Below are 23,349 nucleotides of genomic sequence, written 5' to 3' on the forward strand. Positions count from 1 at the left end.
CTCACGACCCACTTACTCCGTAGCATCGAACGCAGGGTGATATTGCACACTCCCCACTGGAAACCCACCCCGAAACGACACCCCCTGAAAGTACTCCTGAGGAACCCCAGGCAATTCCAACCCAGTCCGCGCAACAAAACCAAACCGCCCATAAAAACCCGGATCCCCCAGCACAACACAGCCAGCGGCCCCTTGCCTTTGCAATTCAGCCAACGCCGCCTTCATCAGCGCAGAGCCAATGCCCCGACCCTGCCAGTCCGGCAGCACCGATAGCGGCCCCAGCCCGTACCACCCCTCGGCGCCGGTAGAGACGCTGACCGGAGAGATCGCGACATGGCCAACCATTTGATCGTCAGCCACCGCAACCAGCGAGACCGTCAATTGGCCGGCCTTGCGCAAGGCATCGACGATAAAGTGTTCGGTGTGGCTAGTGTGTTCGGCCTTTTCGAATGCGGCGGTCGTCACTGCGGCAATCTGCCCTGCATCTCCGGCGCGTTCGTTGCGGATGTCCAGTTTCATGATGACGTTACTCTGCTGTATTGGCCGATCATACCGCGCTCCACAGCCTATAACTCAACCACCACTCCAACCACCGGCACGATCAATGCCGTACTCACCGCCATCGACAACACATTCCCAATATACGGATGCATATACGCCGGCAATCGCCCGGCAATGGCACAGGCCAGCGGCGGCGCAATCAACGCCCCCAGCACCGCACTGACTCCGATGACCAACGGGCTACCGCCATAGGTCAACACCGCCGCAGTCACGACGGACACCAACGGTACATACGTCGGATACCACCCACGTTCCCGCCACTGTCGCCGCCACAGCAAAATCCCCAGTAGTGAGGTCAACGTCTGGCCCGCCACCAAATGCGGCAACCAACCTGATCCATACGCCGGACTCAGCGGATTCAACGCATACGCCGCAAACACTCCCACGAGCAAACCGAAACTCGCCCATTCGTTGCCAAAAAACGGCGCTTCCGAAAAGTCCGCCAGCACCCGACGCAGGGTCCAGCGTATGCCGTAATCCGGCGTTTTCACCGGTGCCGGAGGAGGGGCGCTAGCCTTGTCCTCAGCCGATCGGCTGACCAACACCGGCAACGCCCGACACAATAAAAACGCCACCACGCTACCCAATGCCATACCCAGCACATTGCCGATCACCACCGGCAATCCCAGCGGATTGCATAGGTAATTCACCAACAGCAAACAACTCGGCGTCACCAGAATGGCCCCCAGTACCGCGCCGCTCAGCGTCACCTTCCAACCCCCACCAAACAGCAGCACCATCGCCGCCGGCAGGGATACAAACGCCGCAAACGTCGGTTGCCAGGCGTCCGCCGTCACCGTCCAACCCCACAGCACATTGCTCAACAACAACCCCAGCAGCGAACTGGTCACCAGCCAAGGCCAAAGCCCGGTGCCATAGGCGATGCTGAACCCTTGCAGGCCTTGGGCATAACGGCTCGTCCAATAACCAAAGGCGCCGCCGAGCAATAGCCCGAGCGACGCAAACTCATGTTTATAAAACGCTACTTCGCTGATATCGCCGACCACCCACCGTAACCAGGCTGTCGGCGAGGGTAGGCTCGCCATTAGGTGGCTGTAGCCTGGCCAGTGACTTTCCGCCGAGTTGGAATACACCATGGATAACCCACTGAGCAGTGCCACCACGGCCAGCAAGACAGCAATCAGCGTGATGAGATAACGAACCGCTGAATCCGATGAGGATTTGACCGGAATAAAATCCATGATCCCGCCCCCATCAACGTGGCAAACGCGGGTGATGGCGATAGCCAAGCATCCCGTCATACAGATCCACCCGGCGATCGCGCTGCAGGTCGTTCAGGTCGTTCCAGATCGGCGCGCTGCGTGCGGTGGACAGGTCGATATCGGCATAGAGGATGTCTTGCTCATTCGGCGAGGCGACCTTGCCGATAGGCCAGCCATTCGTACCGGCAATCAACGAGCAGCCGAGATAGCGCCCGCCATATTCCTCACCAATCCGATTGGCGGCGGCGATAAACACGTTATTGACGTGGGCTGCGGTCATGGTCAGGTACGAGGCCATGCATTTGCCGGCTTCGTCGAACAGTGGCGGTGGCGTCCACACCCAGTTGTTCAGGCTGCAAATGATGTCGGCGCCTTGCTGGGTCAGGATACGTGGCACTTCGGGGAACCAGATGTCCCAACAGATCAACAGGCCGATGCGGCCTATGGGTGTTTCGAACACCGGGAAGCCCAGGTTGCCAGGGGAGAACCAGAGCTTCTCTTTGTTCCACAGATGGGCCTTGCGGTACTTGCCGATCAGCCCGTCCGGCCCCAGCAGCACGGCCGTGTCGAACAGTTGCATACCCTCGCGCTCCGCCAGTCCGGCGACAAGGTAAACCTGACGGTCTCGCGCGAAATCCATCCAGGCGCGTAGGCTCGGCCCATCCGGAATGGACTCGGCATGTTGAAAGGCTTCCTGGCGATTGCTGAACAGGTAACCGGTGTTGGCCAACTCTGGCAGCACAATCAGATTGGCGCCGTTGTTCACTGCTTGCAGGGAAAGGCTCAGGCTGGTGTCCAGGTTGGATTGACGGTTTTGGGTGCCGACTTGCGGATCGAATTGCACAACGGCGACGCGTACGAGACTGGTAGCTTCGTTCATGATTCAGACCTCTTTTTATTGTTGTCGGTCCACCGGTAGGCGGATGCTTAAATAAGAGGTCTTCTTTGTGTTTTGGTAAGTAGTCCGTTTCCGTTTGAGTTGTAGGTGGCTACCGTAATGGTCAAACCTGGACGCTTGGCGCTACGTTGTCCTTGGTGCCACCGGCGCCAAGCCCTCTCGAAAACTTGAGCGATTTAATCCGAGTTTGCACATAGCTTTCTGAGGCTGTCGTGGACGAGGTGAACATCCCCAGCAACGTCAATTCATCCGCTTTGAGATCTAACGAACCCGCCAACGTCAGCACTGTTTCACCGTCCAGCTGTACAGCGGTAAGACTTACCGATTGCTGTGACAATCCCGCCGTAAAGGCAGTGATATCGGTGAACCCACGGATGTCGGTTTGTTCGGAGGCAGTTGTCATCGTTCCGCTGACATAACCCAAGCCGCGCGGATTTGATCCTCGGGCCTGTAGCGTCAAGCTAAACCCATCTGCTGCCAGCCATGTACCGCTCAGCGGGTTGTCTTGTTGCGACATCAAGGCAGGGGTCACATGAAACGCCTCAACGGCCTCACCGGATACCCTTCGATAGCTCAGTTTATCGACATACGTCCCTTGATCCGCCAGCTCGGGAAAGTCGCTGGTGGCGACGAGCAAGTGGGAGAGCGCCAAGCGGTCCTCGCCTGCAACCCGATGAAGCTGGCCGCACAACCCCGATACCCAATTCCAGCTGGGATCAGCCGCCTCATTGCCCAATGAGTGCCACTCGATGGCGAGTGCCACCGGCAGCCCTTTTTCCTGGGATGGGAGTGTGGCGGGTTGATAGCCCGTTACCGCGTATCGCCCGGTCGACCCCGTGGACGATTGATAGGTCCCGGCCACCTCGTTCCCGGTCACCGTCAAGGTCATTACCGAGCCGTAGTCGTTTTTCCAGGTGCCTGCAACGGACATTGGCTGTGCCGTAGCAGCGGCAGCCGCCAAAGGACTGAACCCCCGCTTTTCAGTGGAAAGCGTGCGCGCTTTTGCCTCAAAGCATCGAGACGACGCGCGACTGATAATCTGCGGCCCGTCTGGTCGATTGAACAACCACACCCCAACCGGCGCCAATGAGTAAGCACCGGGGCGACATTGCACCACGCGGTATTCGTAGACGGTGTAGCAGTGTTCCATCACCAACGAACCCACCAGCACCAATTCGGAAAGTCCCAGCGGTTCGAACTGTGGAAGGGTTTTCCCCTGATCCGGCCCTGCCTCGATCAAGACGTTGTACAGGCTGGCACCGAGGGTGATCTCGCCATCGGCAAAACCCAGGATCACCTCTGGATTCCCGCCCCTGGCAATACGCTCCAGGGTTTGACGCATCAGTGGGTCATCCCCTTTGAATTGCGACGAACCAGAGTCCAGTGCGAAGGTCAGGTTTTCCGCCAACACATCCTCGCCTACGGCGTATGACGCCAAGGGGGTCGACCAGATGTAGTCCACTCCCCGTGCCTTGCTGTAGTGCGACCAGGGTAGAAACAGGTGAGGGCCTTGGGTTTTGCTGGCGTCCACTGTCCCCATCTGGCAGGTGCCGTGACGTGAAATGGGGTCCCAGTCGAAGGTAACAAAGGGGCGTTGTGGATCGATTTTTCCATTGTTCATCAATGCCTGGAATACGAACGAGCTTCCAGCATCGAGGTAAGCACTGCTGCTGGGCAGGCCAATGCCACCGTCCCAGTCCAATTGGCGGAACTGCGTACCGGTGTAATCGGCAGCCAACAGAAATTGGGAGGGCAGCGTGATGTTGTCCAGGGACAGCACATCAGAGCCTGACTCCACTTGCAGGGTGCCCCATGGACCAAAGCTGTAGGGGCGTTGCAGGCAGTCCGTGAAGGCAAAGCTGCTGGATGCCTGGTAGTCGAAGCGTCCTGCGCTGTAGTGCTGGCATCGATCAGGGGCGCATAGGCTGGACGTTATCCACGTAATGTTGGTGCCGGTGTCCAGTGCCAGCTTGAGAGGTTGCCCTGGCGTGCCGACGGACACTGTGGTGTACCAAGGCGAAGCACCGTTGTTCTGGAACGGGCCGCGTTGCATGGTGAGGGTAAATCCCTCAGTCCACTGTTGGTTGTTCATGCTGAAGTCCCTCTCTGTTGTGCGATGGGATCACCCGAAGCAGGTGACCCGTTTGAGCGTTATCGCTATTCAAACGCACACGGCCGGGCGCTGGCTGTCAGCCTCAACGGTCAGCGCTTGCCTGAAAGCAGGACAGGCGTCTGCTAATCCAGCACTTTGCCCTCTGTTTCAGGGATGAACAGCACCAACAACACCGTCACCAGCATGAAGGCATTGATAAAGGTGGTGGTTACATTGAATGACGCCCCGTAAGCCACCAGCGCGCCGATCAATGAGGGGGCCAGGATATTGGCCACTCGCTGGGCGAAAATCGCCCAGCCATAACCGATGGTGCGCAGCGGGGTCGGGTACAGTTCGGCAATCCAGGTGCCCCATACGCCCCACGCGCCCAGGCTGAAAAACGCCAGGGCGAAGTTGCTCAGGTAAAGGATCTCCAGGCTCTGGGCGTTGGCAAAACCGTAGCCGGCAAAGACTGAAGCGCTGATGAAACCGACGATGACGTGCTTACGACCATAGCGATGTGTCAGCCATGACGCGGTGATATAGCCCGGGATCATGCACAGTGCTGATAACGCGATAAAGCCATAGCTCTGTGGCAGGCTCAGGCCGCGTTGCTGCAACAGCGTCGGCAGCCAGGTCTGCAAGCCCCAATAACCCCAGGAAAAGGTGAAGTTGACCAGGATCTGTAAAGCACTGACCTTGAGCAATGCTGAGGTGAACAGTTCCCGCTGGCGCCCCGATGTGGTTTGGTCGACCTGTAATTGGCAATCCTCAGGTATCTGCACGGCGCCTCGACTCAGTCGCGTGATGACCGCACGCGCCTGGGGTTGGCGCTGGACGCTTGCAAGCCAATAGGGCGACTCCGGAACCCACCTCGCTACCACCATTGCCCACAGGCCACCCAGTGAGCTCACCGCAATAATCGTGCGCCATCCGAAGGGCATCAACCACACCGTAGCCCCTAATGCCAGTAGTACGCCGATTGGCCAACCCGACGCGAGGTACACGGTCAGCGCGCCGCGATAACGTACCGGCAGTAACTCCTGATAGTGAGCAAAGGTCACCACCATCATGCCCACCGCTGCCACACCCGACAGCAGTCGCAACGCATAGAGCGAGGCATAGTCGGGAGCCAATGCGCTCGCCAGCGAGATCACGCCGTAGCTGGCCAGGCTCCAGATGATTGCGCGCTTGCGGCCGATACGTTCGGCCAGCTTGCCCCAGGCCAGCGAGCCCAGCAGCATGCCGATGAACATGGCGCCAATCAGGTGGCCAACGGCGAGGGCATCCAGCGCAAAGTCCCGGGCGATCAGCGGCGCGGTGTAGACGATGATCATCATTTCCCACGCCTCAATGGCGAACACAAAGAACAGCGCGAGGCAGCATTTGAGGTGCTCGCGGGTCAGGGGTACGTCTCTGAATACATCACCCACCGGACGGGTGGAGGTATAGGCGCCCTGGGCGAGCATTGACGTGACGTCGCTCATAGAGAGTTCTCCAAAAGAGGGGACTAGGCTTTCACGCGGTTGCCAATCGGCACAGGGCCCTGAAACAAGCCAAAGGCATCGATTTCGGTTTCCGGTGGCGGCTCGCAACTGCCTACGCGGCTGGGGGCCCAACCGAAGCGTTGTTTCATGGCCGCCATGGCTTCGGCCATCTTGAAGGCGGCCACTACCGGGTCTATTACCGGCACGCCAACCTCGCGCTGCACTTGCTCGAAAAAGCCAAACTCGATGGTGCAACCGAGAATGATGGCTTCTGCGCCATCTTCCTCAACGGCTAAAAACGCCTGCTCGATGATCCGGCGGCGGGTGCGAGCCGGGTCTTTTTGAAACTCGTCGACGCCCATGCCCAGTGCGCGCATTGACGCCAACCGGTCTGCTGCACCGTAGCCACGTACGCGCTCGCGCATTTGCGCCATCCACTTATCACGCCCCACGATGATCGAATAACGGTTGGCCAGTTGATCCGCGATTTGCAGGCTGGCCTGGCAGGGCGCGACGACCAGGCAACTGCCGGAAATTTCGCGAGCGTCCTCCAGTGCGGGATCGTAGAAGCAGCCAATCACCAGTGCATCGATATTCTGCTGCGCGCAATCGCGGGCAATGCGCACAGTACGCCCGTACGTCATCGCCTCGTACGCTCTGTACTCAAGGTGTGTCGGGCTGGGCTGCATATCGAAAGAAACAACTTCGACCTGCGTCGACGGTTGTTTGATGCTGTGCAGCAAGTCGGCGATGGGCGCATCGAAGGTGGGACAGCCGATTGGGTTCAGCCAACGCACTGTGACCGGTACATCCTGTGGCGGGAGAGTAGGGTTTGAAGTGTCCATGCGGCATTTCCTCGAATAGTTGGGCTAGAAGAACTTCACCAGCGCCATGGTCAGTTCATTGGAATGGGCCAGCTTCGCGCTGTGGTAGTAATCGATATTCAGGTTTGCCGACAGGTACAGGCCCTTTTGGGCAAAGCCGGTGTAGGTCATCGACGGGCCGATCTTTCCAACCCTTGATTCGGCGTAGTCCGACGCTGTTCGGTTGTTGATGTGGTAGACGTGATGCACGCCCAACCACAGGTCGTCCGTCACCAGGTAACCGGCAGCGACGTTGGCCAGCCACAGGCTCACGCCCCCTTGCAAGCGCTTGGGATCACCGGTGCCCAGATCAGTGGCGTTGCGGTTACGTGCCGCGTAATGGATGCCGACCGGGGTAAAGGTGGCGGCAAATTTACCCACGCGCAGGTAATTGGCGAGACTGAAACTCACTGCGTAGCGGTTGGCGAAGGCCCCGTAACCCGCGACGTCGTTGTTACCGTTGGGGAACTCGACCGACAGCGTCGGGTTGGTCCAGAACGTGGTGTAGTCGTCAGACCCGTATGCGCTGCTCGGTTCGACCACGTTGTAGTAGTAGGCGAAGCCGAGATTGGGCGATGCAATGCCCCAGGGGCTGGTGTTCTTCGCGCCGTTGGTGCTGGCGTAGCCGGGCGCCGCGCCGACCCAGAATTGCAGTTGGTCACGGGTGGTATCGGTAAAACCTGTTTCGGAGAAGTAGGCGAGCACCGTGTTGCCGCCGGCACGCACGTTGCCGTCGGTATTACGGTTGAAGACCGGGAAGGTTTCCAGCGCCCAACGTCCCGGTAGTCCAGGCTGACCAAAGCCGATGAACTGTTCGGCCTGGATCGAGGGGCTGCTGCCCAACACCATGGCCAATGAGCACGCAGCGCCAAAGCGCGATAGCGGATGTTGCAACATGACGGTTCCCTCTTATTGTTTTAGGTGAACGCATGGAACGCCGCCGGGCGGCGGCAGGGTGAACTCAGGGGGTGACGCCGTACACAGCGCGGGCGGTGTGCGCATCGAGGTAGCCATTCTTCAAATCATCGTGCACAGCCGCCGTGGCACGGGCTGAAGGTGGGCCGTAGCCGCCGCCGGCGCCTGTGCGTACGCGCACCAGGTCGCCTGCATTGAGGATGATGCTGCTGGCCATGGCGTAACGCTCCGGCGGGAGGTCGCCGCGCAGCACTTCAACGTAGTTGGGGGTGCCGTCCAGACCTTGTTGCAACCCCCAGGGCGGCACCACCGAACGGGTGTAACCGCAGGTCAGGAAACTGCCGTCAGACCGCACGCGGTAGTCGATACAAACACCGCGACCGCCACGGAACTGGCCGTGACCACCCGGCTCGTCGTTGAGTGCCATGCGCTCGACATACAGGCCGTAACGCGCTTCGCAAACTTCCACCGGGCAGTTGTAGGTTTCGCCATGCAAACCTGAGTAGACCGCGTTGTTGCCGTCTCGCCCTGGTTCGGCACCCCAGCCACCGATTTCCGGCTCCACCAGGGTGAAAACGCGACCGGTGTCCGGGTGTCGCCCGCCGATGATGGTGGCGCACACCGAGGCAAAATTGCCGGCCGGCAAGCGGTCTGGAAACTGCTGGGCCAGGCAGCGCAGGATCAGGTCATGCACCCGAATCAGGTTCTCAAAGTAGAAGCCTTCGGCGGCCGGCGGTTGGGCATCGAACAGCGAGCCAGCACGCGTCAACACCTTCAGTGGACGGAAAGTCCCGCCGTTGGTGATGCCCTGGGGAGCGGTCAAGGCTTTGAATGCCATTTGCGCGGCAACCACGGCGCCATCCCGGCTCAGGTTGGTCGGCCCCGCGCATTGGTCGGGATTGTCGCGCAGGTCGATGATCAGTTCGCGGTCGTGGATCTGCACCGACACTGAAAAAAGGCTGCCGTCGTCCTGTGGTTCCACCAGCGAGAGGCTGGCATTGGGTAACTCGGCCAGGGCCTTGAGTGATACCTTTTCGCCAAGGTCCATAAAGTCTTGCATCGCGAGCAAGAACAGATCGGTGCCGTATTTGGCGGTTAATTCACGCAAGCGCACAGCGCCACTGCGCACGGCCGCGACACCCGCCCATAGATCGCCTTCCATGAAATCCGGCATACGCGTATTGGCATGCAATATCTGCAACACCGAACGAATGGGTTGGCCCCGGCTGATCAGCTTGACCGAACACAGGCGCAGGCCTTCCTGGAAAATATCGGTGGCTTGGGTCGACAGCGAGCCGGGGACCATGCCGCCCACATCGTTCCAGTGGGCAATGTTGGCGGTCCAGGCAACGCATCGGCCTTCAGTAAACACCGGCATGGCCAGCACCACGTCGTTGAGGTGGGTCACTGCGCCGCTGTGTGGGTCGTTGCAGATGAACACATCACCGTCCTCGATTTCGCCAGGGCGGGGATGTTGCAGGAGGATTTGTTTGACGGCTTTGTCCAGGACGCCAACGAAGGCCGGAATGCCTGCACCGGAGCTGGCGATTTCACCGTTGGCGTCGGTGATGCCAGTCCCCATGTCCAGCACTTCATAGATAACCGGGCTCATGGCGGCCTTGCGCATCGCGACGAACATTTCGTCAGCAATGGCCTGCAGGGAGTTCTGGATGATGTCGCGGGTGAATATGTCGAGTGTGTGCATGATAACGCTCCCGTCAGCCGTTGATCGTGATGTGCAGGTTGCCGAGGTAGTCCACTTGCACACGGTTTTGCGGGTGCACGACCACGGTGGTGCCGGCGTCTTCGACAATGGCGGGGCCGTCGAAACACATCTGGGGTTCCAGCAGGGTGTAGTCATAGAGCGTTGCGTCGTGGATGCCGTCGGTGGCGTAGTCGACGACCCGATGGCCTTTGCGCGCGGCCTCCAGCGTGCGGCCGGTAACCGGGAGGGCTTCCGGGGTCAGTTTGTCAATTCGAGCGATTGCAACCAGATGGAAACCGACGATCTCGACGGGAGCGTCCAGGCAGTAGGTGTAGTGCTGTTCGTACAGGGTGTGGAAGCGCTGTTCGATTTCAGCCCAGTCGCGGTCGAGGTGTTCGTCGCGGTCCAGTGGTACTTCCACCGAGTGCTCCTGATTCTGGTAGCGCAACTTGCAATGCACCTCCAGCTCGACTCGCTCCGGGGGCACCGCTTCGGCAGTGAATTGCTCGCGAGCGCGGTCCATCAGTTCATCCAGGAATACCTGGGTGTCCGCCTGCGCGTGGGGTTGAGTGGTGTCGACAAAACGATTGATAAACAGGTCGCGGCGTAAATCCGACAGCGTCATCCCCCAGGCCGAAAACACCGAGGCACCCCGGGGCACGATGACTTTTTTTACCCCTAATTCTTGCGCCAGTGCGACTGCATGCAGTGCGCCACCGCCGCCAAAGGCCATCAAGGTCAGCTCTCGAGGATCGTGGCCCCTGCTCAGGGAAACCAACTTCAACGCATTGACCATATTGTTGTTGGCCAGCCGCACCACGCCACGCGCAATGTCATCAGCAGGCAGTGCCAAACGCTCGCTGAGGACGCTGAACCCTGCCGCTATTGCCCGTAGGTCGGCCACCACTTCGCCGCCGCAGAAATACGCCGGGTTGATCCGCCCCAATGCCAGGTTGGCATCGGTGGTGGTAATGTCGGTGCCCCCGTTTCCGTAGGCCGCCGGACCGGGCAGGGCGCCTGCCGATTGTGGGCCGACATGCAACTTGTCGAACCCGTCGACCCAGGCTATGGAGCCGCCACCGTTGCCGATTTCCACCAGGTCCACCACGGGCACCATGATCGGGTAGCCCGCATTGATACGGTCGCGCTCGATCCAGTAGTCGGTCTTGATGGCGACTTGGCCGTTGCGGATCAGCGCGCATTTGGCGGTGGTGCCGCCGATGTCCAGGCCTAGCAGGTTGGGCTCGTCGATCAAACGTCCCAGCTCTGCTGCGGCCCAGAATCCGCTGGCGGGCCCGGACTCCACCATGGTGATGGGAATGTCTCGGGCATGGGCCACGCTATCGACCCCGCAATTGGACTGCATGATGTACAGCGGTGCCTGGTAGCCTCCACGGCACAGACCTGCTTCCAGTTCATCGAGGTAGCGTGCCGCGATAGGTTGCACGTAGGCCGATAGCACGGTGGTGCTTGAGCGTTCGTACTCGCGCCACTCACGAGTGATCTGGTGCGAGGCAACCACCGACACCTCGGGCCACAGCCGCCTGACTTCGGCCAACACCGCTCGCTCATGGTCGGAATTGGCATAGGCATGCAGCAGGCAAATGGCGATGGCCTGCACGCCATCGGCGCGGAAGGCCTCGATGATTGTGGGCAGCTCATCCAGCACCAAGGCCTCGCGCTCACGGCCATCGGTGTGCAAGCGCCCCGAGATCTCCCGGCGCAGGTAGCGCGGCACAAACGGCGCAGGCTTGGCCCATTTCAGGTTGAAATAGTCCGGACGGTTGGCCCGGGCGATTTCCAGAATGTCGCGAAAACCCCGGGTGGTCAGCAACGCGGTCTTGACCCCGCGTCGTTCGGTGAGGGCGTTGATCACTACGGTCGTGCCGTGGGCAAGGAAATCAACTTGCGAAAGTGTCACTCGCGCCTTTTGGATGACATTGAGAATGCCTTGGGCGAAGTTCGGCGGTGTGGTGTCCACTTTCGCCGTACGAATGGTTTGCTGGCCGGTGACGGGGTCACTTTCGAAATACACCAAGTCGGTAAAGGTGCCGCCTACATCGGTGGCCACACGCACGGTCTTGCGGCTGGTTTGCACAGTACATCTCCTTGGCGATGGTCTTGCGGGGAGCAAAAGGGAGACGACAACGCGACCCCCTGTGTTGATGGTCACGATGCTAGGCAGGGCGTCGCAGGTGGTGCTATCGGTGTGGCGGGTAGGTCGCAGGCCAATGGACGGCAGGGCCTACCCGCCTGGGTAGGTTGGTGGCTCAGAAGGTGGTATCGAGGTGCCCTTTACGTATCGCGGCGCTGATTGCGGCGGTACGGTTGTCCACCCCCAGCTTGGCGAACAGGTGCTTGAGGTGGAACTTCACGGTGTTCTCCGAGATGTCCAAGGCCAGGGCGATGGTCTTGTTGGACTGGCCGCTGACGAGCAGGTCCAGCACTTGTGACTCCTTGCCGCTCAGTGCCAATTGTGTCGGTATCGGGTGCGCGCGCCAGCCACGCAATCGTGTGACCACCGTGCTCAGCAACGGTGTGGGTTGAGGGTAGGCCTCTAGTGCCGCCAACAGGCATGGACCGACGTCAAGCAACAGACCGGGCAAGTTGTGCTGTATGACCGGTGCCAAGGCCCTGTCGATTTCTTCGGCCTCAAGACGTTGGCCCTTGCTGGCTGTTGCCAAGGCCATCAACCTCAACCGCCAGGCCGGCAGGCGCAGGCCTTTGCTTTCCAGCTGGTCAGCGGCTCGCTGCAGGCGTATCAGCGCGGAGCCCGAGGCACCGCTGTGCAACTGCATCCGGCTCAGCGCCAGGTTGGCCGCCTCCTGGCAGCGCCAATCTTCATGCTGCTCTGCAACCTGTTCCAGGCTGTCTTGCAAGCCAGTTTGGCGCGCGGCCTGTAGCTGCCCTCCCTGCACCTGGGCGTCAATGCGCCAAGCCTGTGCCAGGCGCGATAACCGCGGCCATTGACGCGCGTGCGCCAGTTGCTCCACATGGTCCAGCTCCCTTAGCGCTGCTTGCAGCCCATGACTGCGCAAGCGAGTGCGCCACGCCACTTCGGCTGTGGCCGCAACCAGGTCCAGCCAGCCATCGGCATACTCCAGGGCCGCCCATCCATTCGCTAACCATGGCTGGGTTGCAGGCCATGCGCCTTGCCAATACAGGTGCCGCGCCTTGATACAGCCGACCAGTGCCCGCAGCGAACTCTCCTGGCCAAAATGCTCGTCGGCAAAGGCCAGCGCCTCGTCCACCAGTTTGTCGGCTTCACCGAACTGCCCCGACAACGTCAGTGCCTGCGCTTCATGGATTCGGCAGTAATTTTCGCCTCGCGGGCTGGCGATCACGCGCATTTTGACGTGAGCGTCCTGGATGGTACGCAGGCTCAGTGCCAGTTCGCCGCGAGTCAGCGCGGCCAGTGCATGCACACATTCCAGGGTGGCTTGGGCAAGTGTCTGGTCGAGAGGGTAGGGGCTGCTGTGAAACGGGGTGACCTGCGTACCCAATCGTTCAAAGTGATCCTGATAGGCGTCGGCCAGGGTCTGGATGACATGGACATCGCGAGCCAGTCGGGCATCCCCGGCCACCGCGCAGCCAGCCAGGTGCAGCAGTTGCGATGACAATGAGTGATCACCCAGCTTGGCGTGGAGGTAGGCCTGCAGTAAGAGAAGATCGGGTTGGGTGCTGCACGTCGCCGCATCGAACTGACGCAGCAACCCTTGCGCATAACGAATGCCGTAGTGCAGCACCAACTCCCAACCGCCTGCACTGACCACCAGGTTTACCGCCAGTGGGATATCCTCTGCTGCCAGTGCATGATGCACGGCCTGGCTCCAGTCCTTCCTCTGGGCAAGCCAGTGTGCGGCGGCGCGGTGGATGGCGTGGGCCTGACACGTGTCCACGCGCAGGCGCAGAAAATCGCGCAGTAGCGTGTGGTAGCGAAACCATTGACGCTCTCCGTCCAGGGGGATCAGCAACGTGTCGAGGTGCGCCAATTGCCGTAAGAGCCGGGCACTGTCGCGCCGACCGCCTACTGCGTCGGCCAAGTCGGCGTTGAAGCGCTGCAGCAAGGACGTCTGTAGAAGCAACGACTGACAGTCGTCCGTCAGGCTGTTGAAGACCTGGGTGGTGAGGTAGTTGGCCACATCAGACACTCCACCGGAAAAGGCTGACAAGCCATACGCCGAACCGTCGCTGCTGGTGCGCCACAGGCGGGCCAACTGCACCGCGACGGCCCAGCCTTCAGTGGCCGTATGCACCTGGCACAGGTCATTGGGGTCCAACCCCTCACCCAGAATATCGCGGGTCTCATTGAGTGACAGGATCAACGCGCGGGCGTCCACTTCGTGGACCCAGCCCTTGGCTTTCCAGCGTGAGAGCGGCCCATCCGGACGGCTTCGACTGGCGACCACCCAGCGCAGTCGGGGCGAGGCCTGCTCCAGTAATACCTCCAGGATTGCACCCACTTCAGTACTGGCGGCGAGGTGATAGTCATCCAGCAGCAGGGTCACGTCGCGTGCCTCCTTGGCCAACGCATGCAGCAACGCCTGGATGGTGCGCTGCGGCTGCACATCCAGCGCCTGCGTGGCTGCAAGGCGTGGCAAGTGTGCGAGTTCGATTCCGGCATGGTCGAGCGCAAGAATCAGGTAGGCAAGAAAACGGTTGGGGTCGGCATCTGCCTCATCCAATGACAGCCAGGCCAGAACGACATCCGATGTGTGTCGCTGCGACTCGTACCACTGCATCAACAACGTGGTTTTGCCGTAGCCGGCGGGGGCGGTCAGTAACATCAACGGGACCCGGACGTTCGCCCGCATGGCGCTTAACAAGGCTTCGCGGGAAACCGACGTCAGGAATGGCCGCGCAGGCGTGAGCTTACCGATCCAGTACCAGGCACTTGAAGAATGGGAGGGCGATGTTTGTTTCACGGTGAGCGGCACCAATGACAAGCGTTTGGTGCCGTTTTAACAGCAAATTCTTTGGGGGGCTGTTTGACTGTGTTACAGCGGTTGTTTTAGTTAAGTGGCGTCCCGGCCTGGGGTTTGGCAAGGTAAAAGATCTTTTCCTACGGATGGGGAGGACACAACACGGCATCACTGGCTTTCAGGGACGCGCTGCCCGATGAGGGTGCATCGGTAACCTTCACGTGCGCCATTGTGTAGAGGCGTAGCAGCCTAAAAAAACAATGACCGAATCGACGCCTATTCCCCCGTACTTCAAGTGACCGAATAAAAAAGGCGGCGGTTAATTCGGTCAGGCGACAACTGTCCATTTCGTTAGGCATAAACCACCGTTCCTGCAACTTCTATAGTCGCCAGGTGGTTCAGTTGCCCGGATGCCCTTGAAAATTCAGTCATCCCCACCCCAATTCAGTCACTGGCACACGCACTGCACGCCTATTCCGTCATAAAGTCTTCACCCAAATAGGCACCCCATGACGAACTCGACTCCCCATCCCACCGAAACCCATGACGTCGTCGTCATCGGCGCCGGTGTGGTGGGCTGTGCAATGGCCAGGCGTTTCACCCTCGAAGGGGCGCGTGTGCTGTTGCTGGAAAAAAGCCCGGATATCTTGTCCGGCGCGAGCAAGGGCAATAGTGCGATTTTGCATACCGGCTTCGATGCGCCCCGTGGCAGCGTGGAGTTGGCGTGCATGCAGGCGGGGTATCGGGAGTACCTGGAGATCCACCGGAAGATGTCGCTGCCGTTGCTGGAAACCGGGGCGATGGTGGTGGCGTGGAATGAGGATGACTTGCACAAGCTGCAAGGCATCATCGAGCAGGCCCACGATAACGGTGTGGCCGACGTCAAGTTTATCGACCGCGCCGCCGTGCGGGCGTTGGAGCCGCACCTGGCATCCGATGCGCTGGGGGCGGCGCAGGTGCCGGGGGAGTTTTTGATCGATCCGTGGTCGGCGCCGTTGGGTTATTTGCTGCAAGCCATGCTGCACGGGGCGCAGGTGCGTTTCAACGCGCAGGTCACGGGCGGGCAGTTCGATGGGCAGGTCTGGTCGCTGGCCACGACGGCGGGTGCGGTCAAGGCGCGGACGGTGATCAATTGCGCGGGGCTGTTTGGCGATTACCTTGAGCGTGATTTGCTGGGGGAGGCGAGCTTCTCGATTCATCCGCGCAAGGGCCAGTTTGTGGTGTTCGACAAGGCGGCGTCGCGCTATTTGGGCAACATCATTTTGCCGGTGCCGAATGAGCGCACCAAAGGCATCGTGTTGACGAAAACCGTCTACGGCAATTTGCTGGTGGGGCCGACCGCCGAAGAGCAGGACGACCGCGTCCACGCCGGGCTCGACAGTGCGGTGTTGCAGCAATTGGTGGACGCCGCGGTCGAGCGCATTCCGGCCCTGGAGGGCATGCCGGTGACGGCCACTTACGCGGCGTTGCGGCCGGCCAGTGAGAAGAAGGAATACCGCATACGTAAGGTCGAGGGCAAAAACTGGATCACGGTGGGCGGCATTCGCTCCACGGGCCTCACGGCTGCGCTGGGTATTGCCCAGCATGTTTTTGGCCTGTATGAAGGCCGCCACACGCCGCTGGCTGCGCACGCGTTGCAATGGCCGACGCTGCCCAACCTGGCCGAGCACCTGACGCGCGATTACCAGAAACCGGGTTATGGCGAGATCATTTGTCACTGTGAAATGGTCACCCTCAGGGAGATCAATGCAGCACTCGCCAGTGCACTGCCTCCCGGAGATTTCGGCGGGCTCAAGCGGCGCACCCGTGCCTGCATGGGGCGCTGCCAAGGGTTTTACTGCGGGGCGCGGGTGGCGCAATTGAGTGCTGACCGCCTTGCCATCCCGCTTGCTACAGGTGTTTGCCATGAATCGCACTGAAATCGAATACGTCGACGTCGCCATCATTGGTGCGGGGCCGTCCGGCCTGGCGGCGGCGGTGGCGTTGCGCAAACTGGGTGTCAACAAGGTGCTGGTGATTGAACGCGAGCCCGAGGCCGGGGGGATTCCCCGTCACTGTGCGCACCCGCCGTTTGGGTTCTGGGAATATGGCCGGCTCTACAGCGGGCCGGGTTATGCCAGGCGCAATGTCAGCGAGGCGCTCAAGGCCGGGGTCGAGATACGCCTGAGGCATTCAGTCACTCGCCTCGGCGCGAATGGGCGCCTCGAAATGGTCAACCCGGAAGGGGTCAAGACCGTCCAGGCGCAACGGGTGCTGATTGCCACCGGGGCACGGGAAACACCGCGCTCCGCGCGCCTGGTGGGCGGTGATCGGCCGGTGGGGGTGATCAACACTGGTGCCTTGCAGTCCTATCTGTACCTTGAACACCTCAAGCCGTTTGAGCGGCCGTTGATTGTCGGCACGGAGCTGGTCAGCCTGTCGTCGATCCTCAGCTGCAAGCGCGCCGGTATCCAGCCGGTGGCGATGATCGAAGCCAATGAACGGGCCACGGCGCGCTGGCCGTTGTCGCTGTTTCCACGGCTGTGCGGCGTGCCGATGCATTACGCTGCGCAATTGGTTGCGGTGCATGGCACTGGCCGTGTCGAAGGCGCGAGCGTGCGCCTGGCCGATGGCAGCGTGAAGGAATTTGCATGCGACGGTGTGCTGTTGACCGGTCGCTTTGCCCCCGAATCCAGCCTGGTTCGGCTCAGTGAACTGGCACTGGATGCCCACAGCGGCGGGCCGGTGATTGACCAGTACGGACGTTGCTCCGATCCGGCGTACTTTGCCGCCGGCAATGTGTTGCGCCCGATTGAAACGGCGGGTTGGTCGTTTCGCGAGGGGCGCCGCATCGCCGGGTTGATCGCACGGGATTTGCAGGGGCAACTGCCAGCGCCTGGCGCTAGCGTCGACGTGGTGTGCAAGGGCGCCTTGAAATTATGTGTGCCTCAGCGCTTGAGCCCGTCACCCGTACAAGGGCTGCAACACCTGCAACTGCGCGTGAGCCAGGCCACGCGCGGGCGCCTTGTGGTGCGCGCCGACGGCCAGGACCTATGGTCGCGCTCGGCTTCTTTGCTGCCGGAACGCCGCCTCCTGGTGCCCATCGCCAGCCTCAACCTGCCCCAGGGCACCCAGCAACTTGAAGTCGACTTTGTCGCCGAATAAGAAACACCCGCCGAGGAGACCCCAGGATGCGTATTGCCGCAATCGATCAAGGCACCACCAGTACCCGCGTCATGGTCGTGGACCAGAATGGCTCGGCCGATATCCAGCTCTCGTTGCGCCATCAGCAACATCACCCGCACCCCGGTTGGGTGGAGCACGACCCGCTGGAGTTGCTCAACAATATCCAGCGCTGCCTGGAAGCCACCGGGCGCGTGGACGCCATCGGCATCGCCAACCAGGGCGAGAGCTGCCTGGCCTGGGATGCGCTGACCGGTGAGCCGTTGTCGCCGGTGATCGTCTGGCAAGACAACCGCACCGCCGCGCAGATCGCCACATTGCGCGGCGATGGCCTTGAAGCTATCACCCTGGAGCGCGCCGGCTTGCCGCTGGACCCGTATTTCTCGGCGAGCAAACTGGCCTGGATCGTCCAGAACCTGCCCGCCGCAAAAACTGCATTAAGCGCTGGCCGGCTGCGCCTGGGCACCACCGATGCGTACTTCCTCGACCGCCTCACCGGCGTGTTTGCCACTGACGTGACCACCGCCTCGCGTACCTCGCTGATGAATCTGTCCACGGGCCAGTGGGACGCCCAATTGTGCGAACTGTTCGGCGTGCCGATGGAATCGCTGCCGGAAATCCGCGACACCGTGGGCCACTTTGGCGAGATCGGCATCACCCCGGTCACGGCGTCGATTGTCGACCAGCAGGCCTCTCTGTACGGCCACGGTTGCCGCAGTGAAGGCGATGCGAAAATCACCTTCGGCACCGGCGCGTTTGCGCTGACCTTGACCGGTGACCAGATCATCCGCGCCCCCGACAAAGGCCTGCTGGCCACGATTGCCTGGCAGATTGCGGGCCAGCCGACTTACGCGATGGACGGCGGCGTCTACGATGCGAGCGCCGCCGTCGAGTGGGCCGGGCGATTGGGGCTGTTTTCGGACTTTTCCGAGTTGGCGGCGTTTGATGAACCGCCGGCTATTTCCCGTCAATTGGCGTTTGTACCGGCACTCTCCGGCCTCGGCTGCCCGCACTGGGACCGCAGCGCCGCGGCACTCTGGGTCGGCATGAATGGCGGCACCACGCGCCAGGACATGTGCCAGGCCGTGCTTGAAGGGGTGGCGCTGCGCAGCGTCGAGGTGATCACTGCGATGGACGGTTTTCTCAAGGTGACGGATCGCCTGTCCATCGACGGCGGCCTGGCGCGCAGCCCTTATTTCGCGCAGTTCCTGGCCGATGCGCTGCAACGCTGCATCGTGACCCAGCGTTTTGATGAACTGACCTCGTTTGGCTGCGCGGCATTGGCGGCCAAAGGCCTGGGGATCGAGCTGAAAGCACCGCGCAACACCAGCACCAAGTTCCGCCCGAAAGTCAGTGCCGAGCAGGCGCTCCAGTGGCGCACCACCTTCGCGGAGGCGGTCAAGCGCACCCGCGATTGGCGCTAGCCGTCATTGCCATTCCGAGCGGCTGATGGGCGGCGCCTCATGCACTTCGACATGGGCGTCCGCCAAGGCTTTGGCCAGCTCGCCCATGGGCTTGCGGTCAATGATCAGCCGGTCGATGCGCGCCAACGGAAACACCTGGAACAACGCCCGTTTGCCCAGCTTCGAGGAGTCCGCAATCACCGTGAGGTAACGGGTGCGGGCAATCATCGCGCGGGTGATTTCGGCTTCCTCGATGGAAAAATCGAACGCACCGTCCGCGCTCAAGGCGCCAATGGTCACCACCGCATGTTCGGCGTTGAAGCGGGCGATTTGTTCCATGGCCAGTGCGCCGATGTTCTGTTCCGACTCCGGGCGATACTCCCCGCCGATCATGAATACCCGGTTGCCGCTGGCACCGATACTGCCTGCAATCAGCAGGGAGTTGGTGATCACGGTGATGCGGCTGAGCTTGGCCAGCTCGCGGGCAAAAAACAGCGTGGTGGTGCCGGTGTCGATCAGTACGCTGTCGCCTGGCGCATACAGTCCGGCGGCATAACGGGCGACCGCGCGTTTTTCCGGCGAGTGTTCGTTCATGCGGGTCTGGAAGGCGTTTTCATGTTCGCCGCTGGGGGGCAATGAAGCACCGCCATGGAATTTGGTGACCTGGCCGTCTTCGGCCAGGGCCGTAAGGTCGCGGCGAATGGTTTCCTGTGAGGTGCTGAGGGTGCGGGCCAGTTCATCGACGGAGATGCGCTCACGTTGGCGCAGCAGTTCAAGGATGTGTTGGCGTCGTTCGGTAGGGCGCATGGGGTTTCCTTTGGTGCTACGCGAAGTGCGCGGTGAAGGCTCGCTTTTGTTACCCAGGCCCACAAATGGGGCAGCGGTAACAAGGCTGACGCCGCCGGGGCGAGTGCTACTGCCCGAAGCGTTGGGGATTCGGCCAGCCCGGCCTCGACCCGTAAACGTTGCGCTACAAGGCGCCCCTGCACATTACCTGTAGGAGTTGACCGATTCCAGTGTGTTTAGTGTTCAAAACCACATCAAAACCACGAATGGCATGTGAAGTGTTTAGTAATACGGCAAAACAGCAGTCGACTCAGAACATAGGCAGGTGGACGTAATGGCGGAATTCGGAAACTACGTAATTTATCTGATCATGATCGGTGCGGTGGTGGGCGCATTTGCATCGGTGATCAAACCGGACAGTGGCTTGGGCAAGGAATTCGTCAACGGCATCCACTCCATCGGGCCGGTGTTCCTGGCCCAGGCGGGGATCATGGTGGCCATTCCTTACCTCTCGCGCATTATCGAAGTGGCCCTGGGGCCGTACTTCGGGGCGATGGGGTCGGACGTGTCCATCGCGGCGTTGTCGATCATTGCGGTGGACATGGGCGGTTACCAGTTGGCCGATGCACTGGCCGCCAACCGCGACATGTGGATCACCGCGATGATCGTCGGCTACACCTCGGGCGCGACGATCGTCTACCTGATCCCGGTGGGCTTGATGATGCTGGACCGCAAAGACCATAAATACCTGGCCTTGGGCGCGATGGCCGGGCTGATCAGCATTCCGTTCGCGGTGCTGGTGTCGCTGATGATGATCACCGGGTTCAACCTGCCGGTGCGCGACATCGTGTCGACCACCTCTCCGGCGCTGCACTACCTCACCCTCGACTTTGTCGGCTGCGTGAAACTGTTGGCGCCGCTGTTTGTGTTTTGCTTCCTGCTGGCGGCCGGCTTGCGCTACAAGGCCACCCTGATGGTGGGCGGCTTCCTGGTGTTCGGCAAGGTGATGGACGCGTTCATCAAGATCATCCTGGCGCTGGCCATCGTTGAACACTTCACCGGTTTCTTTATGAAGAACTTCGGTGTGTGGGGCTTCGACCCGATGTTCGCCGACCAGAAAGAACTGTTCCGCGCCATCGAAATCGCCGGCTACATCGGCATCATGCTCGCGGGTACATTCCCGATCTGCTACCTGTTCAACCGTTACTGCAAAAAGCCGATGCAAGTCATGGGGCGCCATCTTGGCCTGTCACCCGATGGCGCGGCGGCGTTCGTGATGGTGTTTGCCAACATCATTGCCGTGTACCACCTGTTCAAGAAGATGAACGCACGGGACAAAGTGCTGTGCGTCGCCCTCGGCGTGTGCGCCCAGGCCACCATCGGTGATCACCTGGCGTTCACGGCCAACTTCCAACCGACGCTGATCATGCCGATCCTGCTGGCCAAGCTGTTTGGCGGGCTGCTGGCCGTGGCTATCGCCATCAAGATCTCGGTGCCGGCGGCCCAGCGGTATGAGGCGGCGGAAAAGGCCGAGCAAGAAGCGTCCGATGCGTCGGCGACGGCGCTGCCCCAGCCGGTTTGAAATCAATCTGTCCATCATCAGGAAGGGCCAAGACCCTTCCATTCCAACGAGGTAAACATGCGAAAGATTTTTCTGGCCTGCCCCTACAGCCACGCCGATGCATCGGTCACCCATGATCGGTTCATCGCCTGCAACAAGGTGGCCGCTGCGATGATCGAGGCCGGCCATGCGGTGTTCAGCCAGGTCTCGATGTCTCACCCCATCAACCTGGCCTTCGAAGGCAAGGACAGCGCGGCCATTGGCAAGCTCTGGGCGCCGGTGGATGCGTTTTTCATGGGCGCGCTGGACGAGTTGATCATCCTTGATCTGCCCGGCTGGGACCTCAGCTCCGGTATCAAGCGTGAGATCGAGTTCTTCGAAAATCGCGGTCGCCGTGTAAGCCTGTGGTCAGCGGTGGCAACTGAATTCAACTAAGCGGCCGCTACAACCCGTTCCACAGGGCGTGCCATCCTGACGTACGGGGTGAGCACGCTCAACAACACCCCACTCGCCAGCAGATAACCGCCGGCGCAGATCACCAGTGCCCACCGCAGCGCGTCCGCCCCCACCAGTGCATTCAGGTGGTCACTCAGTATCCCCACGGCCAACGGCCCAAGCCCCGCACCCAGGGCCATGATGCCGAAGTTGAACACCGCAATCAGCGTGGCCCTGCGCCGAGGCGTGATCAGGTGGGCGATGGCGGTGTAGCAGGGCGCCATCCACCACATGCCGAACACTGACATGCCGAACATGAACGCGGCGGCTTTGGGCACCTGCAGGCTGCCCAGCAACCACGGGGCGCCGGCAGGGTACAGCGCAAAGGCGCTGGCCAGGGGGAAGGCGAGCAGGGCACCGATGATCGGGATGCCCAACTGCCACCGCGCATCACGCTGCGCCAGGTGTGCGGTCAGCCAGCCGCTGGACAACGAACCGATGATCGCGCCAGGCCCAGCCACCAGGCCCATGATCGCGCCGGCATCCTTGAGCGTCAGGCCGTGGCTACGCACCAGGAACGCGGTGCTCCAGATACTGAACGCATAACTGGAAAACGCCAGCAACGCACCGGCGATGGCGATGCGCAGGTAGGGTCGGCAGGCCCAGGCTTCACGCAGCACATGCCACAGGGATTCATGTTCGGCGGGGGCGTTCGCCACCGGTTCCCAGGCGCCACGCACCGGTTCCTTTGTGCTCAAACGCAACAGCACAGCGCAGATCAGCCCCGGCACGGCCATCCAGATAAACGCCGCGCGCCAGCCGTAGTAATAGGTGATCCACGAGCCGATACTCAGGCCCACCAACGCCCCCATGGGCGCGCCGAGCATGTACACGCTGATGGCCTTGGCGCGTTGGTGGGGCGGGTACAGGTCGGCAATCATCGACATCGACGCCGCGCCGCTGCCCGACTCGCCCACCGCCACGCCCAAGCGTGCCAGTGCCAGGGTCCAGTACCCGGTCACCCAGCCACACAACAGGGTCATGGTGCTCCAGAACGCGCAACACAGGCCGATCAGGTTGCGTCGGCTGGAGCGGTCGGCGAAACGTCCCAGCGGGATCGCAAACAAGCAATACACCAGGGAAAAGCCCAGCCCGGTCAGCAGGCCGATCTGGGTGTCCGACACGTGGAATTCGGCTTTGATCGGTTCGATGACGATCCCCATGATCTGCCGGTCGATCAGGCTGACAGCGGAGACGAGAAACAGCAGGAACAGCGTGTAGTGACGGCGCAAGCCTTGAATCTGGGTGGTCATGTCGAGTCGCTCGCAAAGTGCTC

At 61.1% G+C, this 23,349-nt stretch carries 18 protein-coding genes; 6 read left to right on the forward strand and 12 right to left on the reverse strand.

Annotated features, from left to right (window positions below; all coding sequences use genetic code 11):
- Positions 1 to 12: 12 nt before the first annotated feature.
- The 10 genes from DYL61_RS05410 to DYL61_RS05455 form a co-directional block, all read right to left on the reverse strand.
- Positions 13 to 519 (reverse strand): GNAT family N-acetyltransferase, encoded by a 507-nt coding sequence (locus tag DYL61_RS05410; protein WP_135307503.1) that lies wholly within the window; start codon positions 517 to 519, stop codon positions 13 to 15.
- 47 nt (positions 520 to 566) lie between these two features.
- Positions 567 to 1,763 carry a threonine/serine exporter family protein gene (locus DYL61_RS05415; protein WP_135307504.1) on the reverse strand — a complete coding sequence of 399 codons (1,197 nt, stop codon included), beginning with the start codon at positions 1,761 to 1,763 and terminating at the stop codon, positions 567 to 569.
- Positions 1,764 to 1,776: 13 nt separating this feature from the next.
- Positions 1,777 to 2,664, reverse strand: a complete 888-nt coding sequence (locus DYL61_RS05420) for a nitrilase family protein (protein ID WP_135307505.1) — start codon at positions 2,662 to 2,664, stop codon at positions 1,777 to 1,779.
- A gap of 121 nt (positions 2,665 to 2,785) precedes the next feature.
- On the reverse strand, positions 2,786 to 4,774 hold the full coding sequence (locus DYL61_RS05425) for an avidin/streptavidin family protein (protein WP_135307506.1): 1,989 nt from the start codon (positions 4,772 to 4,774) through the stop codon (positions 2,786 to 2,788).
- Between the two features lie 143 nt (positions 4,775 to 4,917).
- Positions 4,918 to 6,261, reverse strand: a complete 1,344-nt coding sequence (locus tag DYL61_RS05430; RefSeq protein ID WP_135307507.1) for an MFS transporter — start codon at positions 6,259 to 6,261, stop codon at positions 4,918 to 4,920.
- A gap of 23 nt (positions 6,262 to 6,284) precedes the next feature.
- Complete coding sequence (locus DYL61_RS05435) at positions 6,285 to 7,106, reverse strand: aspartate/glutamate racemase family protein (protein ID WP_135307508.1); 822 nt, start codon at positions 7,104 to 7,106, stop codon at positions 6,285 to 6,287.
- 24 nt (positions 7,107 to 7,130) lie between these two features.
- The gene (locus DYL61_RS05440) at positions 7,131 to 8,021 is read right to left on the reverse strand and encodes a hypothetical protein (RefSeq protein ID WP_135307509.1); all 891 of its coding nucleotides are present in this window, start codon (positions 8,019 to 8,021) and stop codon (positions 7,131 to 7,133) included.
- A gap of 64 nt (positions 8,022 to 8,085) precedes the next feature.
- A complete protein-coding gene (locus tag DYL61_RS05445; protein ID WP_135307510.1) occupies positions 8,086 to 9,744 on the reverse strand; it encodes a hydantoinase B/oxoprolinase family protein in 1,659 nt (552 codons plus the stop codon).
- 13 nt (positions 9,745 to 9,757) lie between these two features.
- A complete protein-coding gene (locus DYL61_RS05450; protein WP_135307511.1) occupies positions 9,758 to 11,842 on the reverse strand; it encodes a hydantoinase/oxoprolinase family protein in 2,085 nt (694 codons plus the stop codon).
- Positions 11,843 to 12,014: 172 nt separating this feature from the next.
- Positions 12,015 to 14,531 (reverse strand): winged helix-turn-helix domain-containing protein, encoded by a 2,517-nt coding sequence (locus DYL61_RS05455; protein ID WP_238704532.1) that lies wholly within the window; start codon positions 14,529 to 14,531, stop codon positions 12,015 to 12,017.
- A gap of 25 nt (positions 14,532 to 14,556) precedes the next feature.
- Here DYL61_RS05455 and DYL61_RS31250 point away from each other — a divergent pair, with 25 nt between their 5' ends.
- The 4 genes from DYL61_RS31250 to DYL61_RS05470 all read left to right on the forward strand — a co-directional run bounded on the left by DYL61_RS31250 (position 14,557) and on the right by DYL61_RS05470 (position 19,252).
- A complete protein-coding gene (locus tag DYL61_RS31250; protein ID WP_167497939.1) occupies positions 14,557 to 14,709 on the forward strand; it encodes a hypothetical protein in 153 nt (50 codons plus the stop codon).
- A gap of 466 nt (positions 14,710 to 15,175) precedes the next feature.
- Positions 15,176 to 16,585, forward strand: a complete 1,410-nt coding sequence (locus DYL61_RS05460; RefSeq protein ID WP_135307512.1) for an NAD(P)/FAD-dependent oxidoreductase — start codon at positions 15,176 to 15,178, stop codon at positions 16,583 to 16,585.
- The gene (locus tag DYL61_RS05465; RefSeq protein ID WP_135307513.1) at positions 16,572 to 17,810 is read left to right on the forward strand and encodes an NAD(P)/FAD-dependent oxidoreductase; all 1,239 of its coding nucleotides are present in this window, start codon (positions 16,572 to 16,574) and stop codon (positions 17,808 to 17,810) included. The genes DYL61_RS05460 and DYL61_RS05465 overlap by 14 nt, the downstream gene beginning before the upstream one ends.
- A 26-nt stretch (positions 17,811 to 17,836) precedes the next feature.
- Positions 17,837 to 19,252, forward strand: a complete 1,416-nt coding sequence (locus tag DYL61_RS05470; RefSeq protein ID WP_135307514.1) for an FGGY family carbohydrate kinase — start codon at positions 17,837 to 17,839, stop codon at positions 19,250 to 19,252.
- A 3-nt stretch (positions 19,253 to 19,255) separates the two neighbouring features.
- Here DYL61_RS05470 and DYL61_RS05475 read toward each other — a convergent pair whose 3' ends face one another.
- Positions 19,256 to 20,038: a DeoR/GlpR family DNA-binding transcription regulator gene (locus DYL61_RS05475; RefSeq protein WP_135307515.1), complete on the reverse strand. Its 783-nt coding sequence runs from the start codon at positions 20,036 to 20,038 to the stop codon at positions 19,256 to 19,258.
- Between the two features lie 313 nt (positions 20,039 to 20,351).
- Here DYL61_RS05475 and eutH point away from each other — a divergent pair, with 313 nt between their 5' ends.
- On the forward strand, positions 20,352 to 21,599 hold the full coding sequence (gene eutH, locus DYL61_RS05480) for an ethanolamine utilization protein EutH (RefSeq protein WP_135307516.1): 1,248 nt from the start codon (positions 20,352 to 20,354) through the stop codon (positions 21,597 to 21,599).
- Positions 21,600 to 21,656: 57 nt separating this feature from the next.
- Positions 21,657 to 22,013 carry a DUF1937 family protein gene (locus tag DYL61_RS05485; RefSeq protein ID WP_135307517.1) on the forward strand — a complete coding sequence of 119 codons (357 nt, stop codon included), beginning with the start codon at positions 21,657 to 21,659 and terminating at the stop codon, positions 22,011 to 22,013.
- Here the strand turns inward: DYL61_RS05485 and DYL61_RS05490 are convergent.
- A complete protein-coding gene (locus tag DYL61_RS05490; RefSeq protein ID WP_135307518.1) occupies positions 22,010 to 23,326 on the reverse strand; it encodes a spinster family MFS transporter in 1,317 nt (438 codons plus the stop codon). The genes DYL61_RS05485 and DYL61_RS05490 overlap by 4 nt on opposite strands.
- Positions 23,327 to 23,349 lie beyond the last annotated feature (23 nt).

This window comes from Pseudomonas nabeulensis (assembly GCF_004682045.1).
Lineage (GTDB): Bacteria > Pseudomonadota > Gammaproteobacteria > Pseudomonadales > Pseudomonadaceae > Aquipseudomonas > Aquipseudomonas nabeulensis.

Excerpts from the sequence above, each read along its gene's own strand:
- DYL61_RS05410 (WP_135307503.1), bottom strand. The coding sequence starts at position 519 with ATGAAACTGGACATCCGCAACGAACGCGCCGGAGATGCAGGGCAGATT.
- DYL61_RS05415 (WP_135307504.1), bottom strand. The coding sequence starts at position 1,763 with ATGGATTTTATTCCGGTCAAATCCTCATCGGATTCAGCGGTTCGTTAT.
- DYL61_RS05420 (WP_135307505.1), bottom strand. The coding sequence starts at position 2,664 with ATGAACGAAGCTACCAGTCTCGTACGCGTCGCCGTTGTGCAATTCGAT.
- DYL61_RS05425 (WP_135307506.1), bottom strand. The coding sequence starts at position 4,774 with ATGAACAACCAACAGTGGACTGAGGGATTTACCCTCACCATGCAACGC.
- DYL61_RS05430 (WP_135307507.1), bottom strand. The coding sequence starts at position 6,261 with ATGAGCGACGTCACGTCAATGCTCGCCCAGGGCGCCTATACCTCCACC.
- DYL61_RS05435 (WP_135307508.1), bottom strand. The coding sequence starts at position 7,106 with ATGGACACTTCAAACCCTACTCTCCCGCCACAGGATGTACCGGTCACA.
- DYL61_RS05440 (WP_135307509.1), bottom strand. The coding sequence starts at position 8,021 with ATGTTGCAACATCCGCTATCGCGCTTTGGCGCTGCGTGCTCATTGGCC.
- DYL61_RS05445 (WP_135307510.1), bottom strand. The coding sequence starts at position 9,744 with ATGCACACACTCGACATATTCACCCGCGACATCATCCAGAACTCCCTG.
- DYL61_RS05455 (WP_238704532.1), bottom strand. The coding sequence starts at position 14,531 with ATGTTACTGACCGCCCCCGCCGGCTACGGCAAAACCACGTTGTTGATG.
- DYL61_RS31250 (WP_167497939.1), top strand. The coding sequence starts at position 14,557 with ATGGCGCTTAACAAGGCTTCGCGGGAAACCGACGTCAGGAATGGCCGC.
- DYL61_RS05460 (WP_135307512.1), top strand. The coding sequence starts at position 15,176 with ATGACGAACTCGACTCCCCATCCCACCGAAACCCATGACGTCGTCGTC.
- DYL61_RS05465 (WP_135307513.1), top strand. The coding sequence starts at position 16,572 with ATGAATCGCACTGAAATCGAATACGTCGACGTCGCCATCATTGGTGCG.
- DYL61_RS05470 (WP_135307514.1), top strand. The coding sequence starts at position 17,837 with ATGCGTATTGCCGCAATCGATCAAGGCACCACCAGTACCCGCGTCATG.
- DYL61_RS05475 (WP_135307515.1), bottom strand. The coding sequence starts at position 20,038 with ATGCGCCCTACCGAACGACGCCAACACATCCTTGAACTGCTGCGCCAA.
- eutH (WP_135307516.1), top strand. The coding sequence starts at position 20,352 with ATGGCGGAATTCGGAAACTACGTAATTTATCTGATCATGATCGGTGCG.
- DYL61_RS05485 (WP_135307517.1), top strand. The coding sequence starts at position 21,657 with ATGCGAAAGATTTTTCTGGCCTGCCCCTACAGCCACGCCGATGCATCG.
- DYL61_RS05490 (WP_135307518.1), bottom strand. The coding sequence starts at position 23,326 with ATGACCACCCAGATTCAAGGCTTGCGCCGTCACTACACGCTGTTCCTG.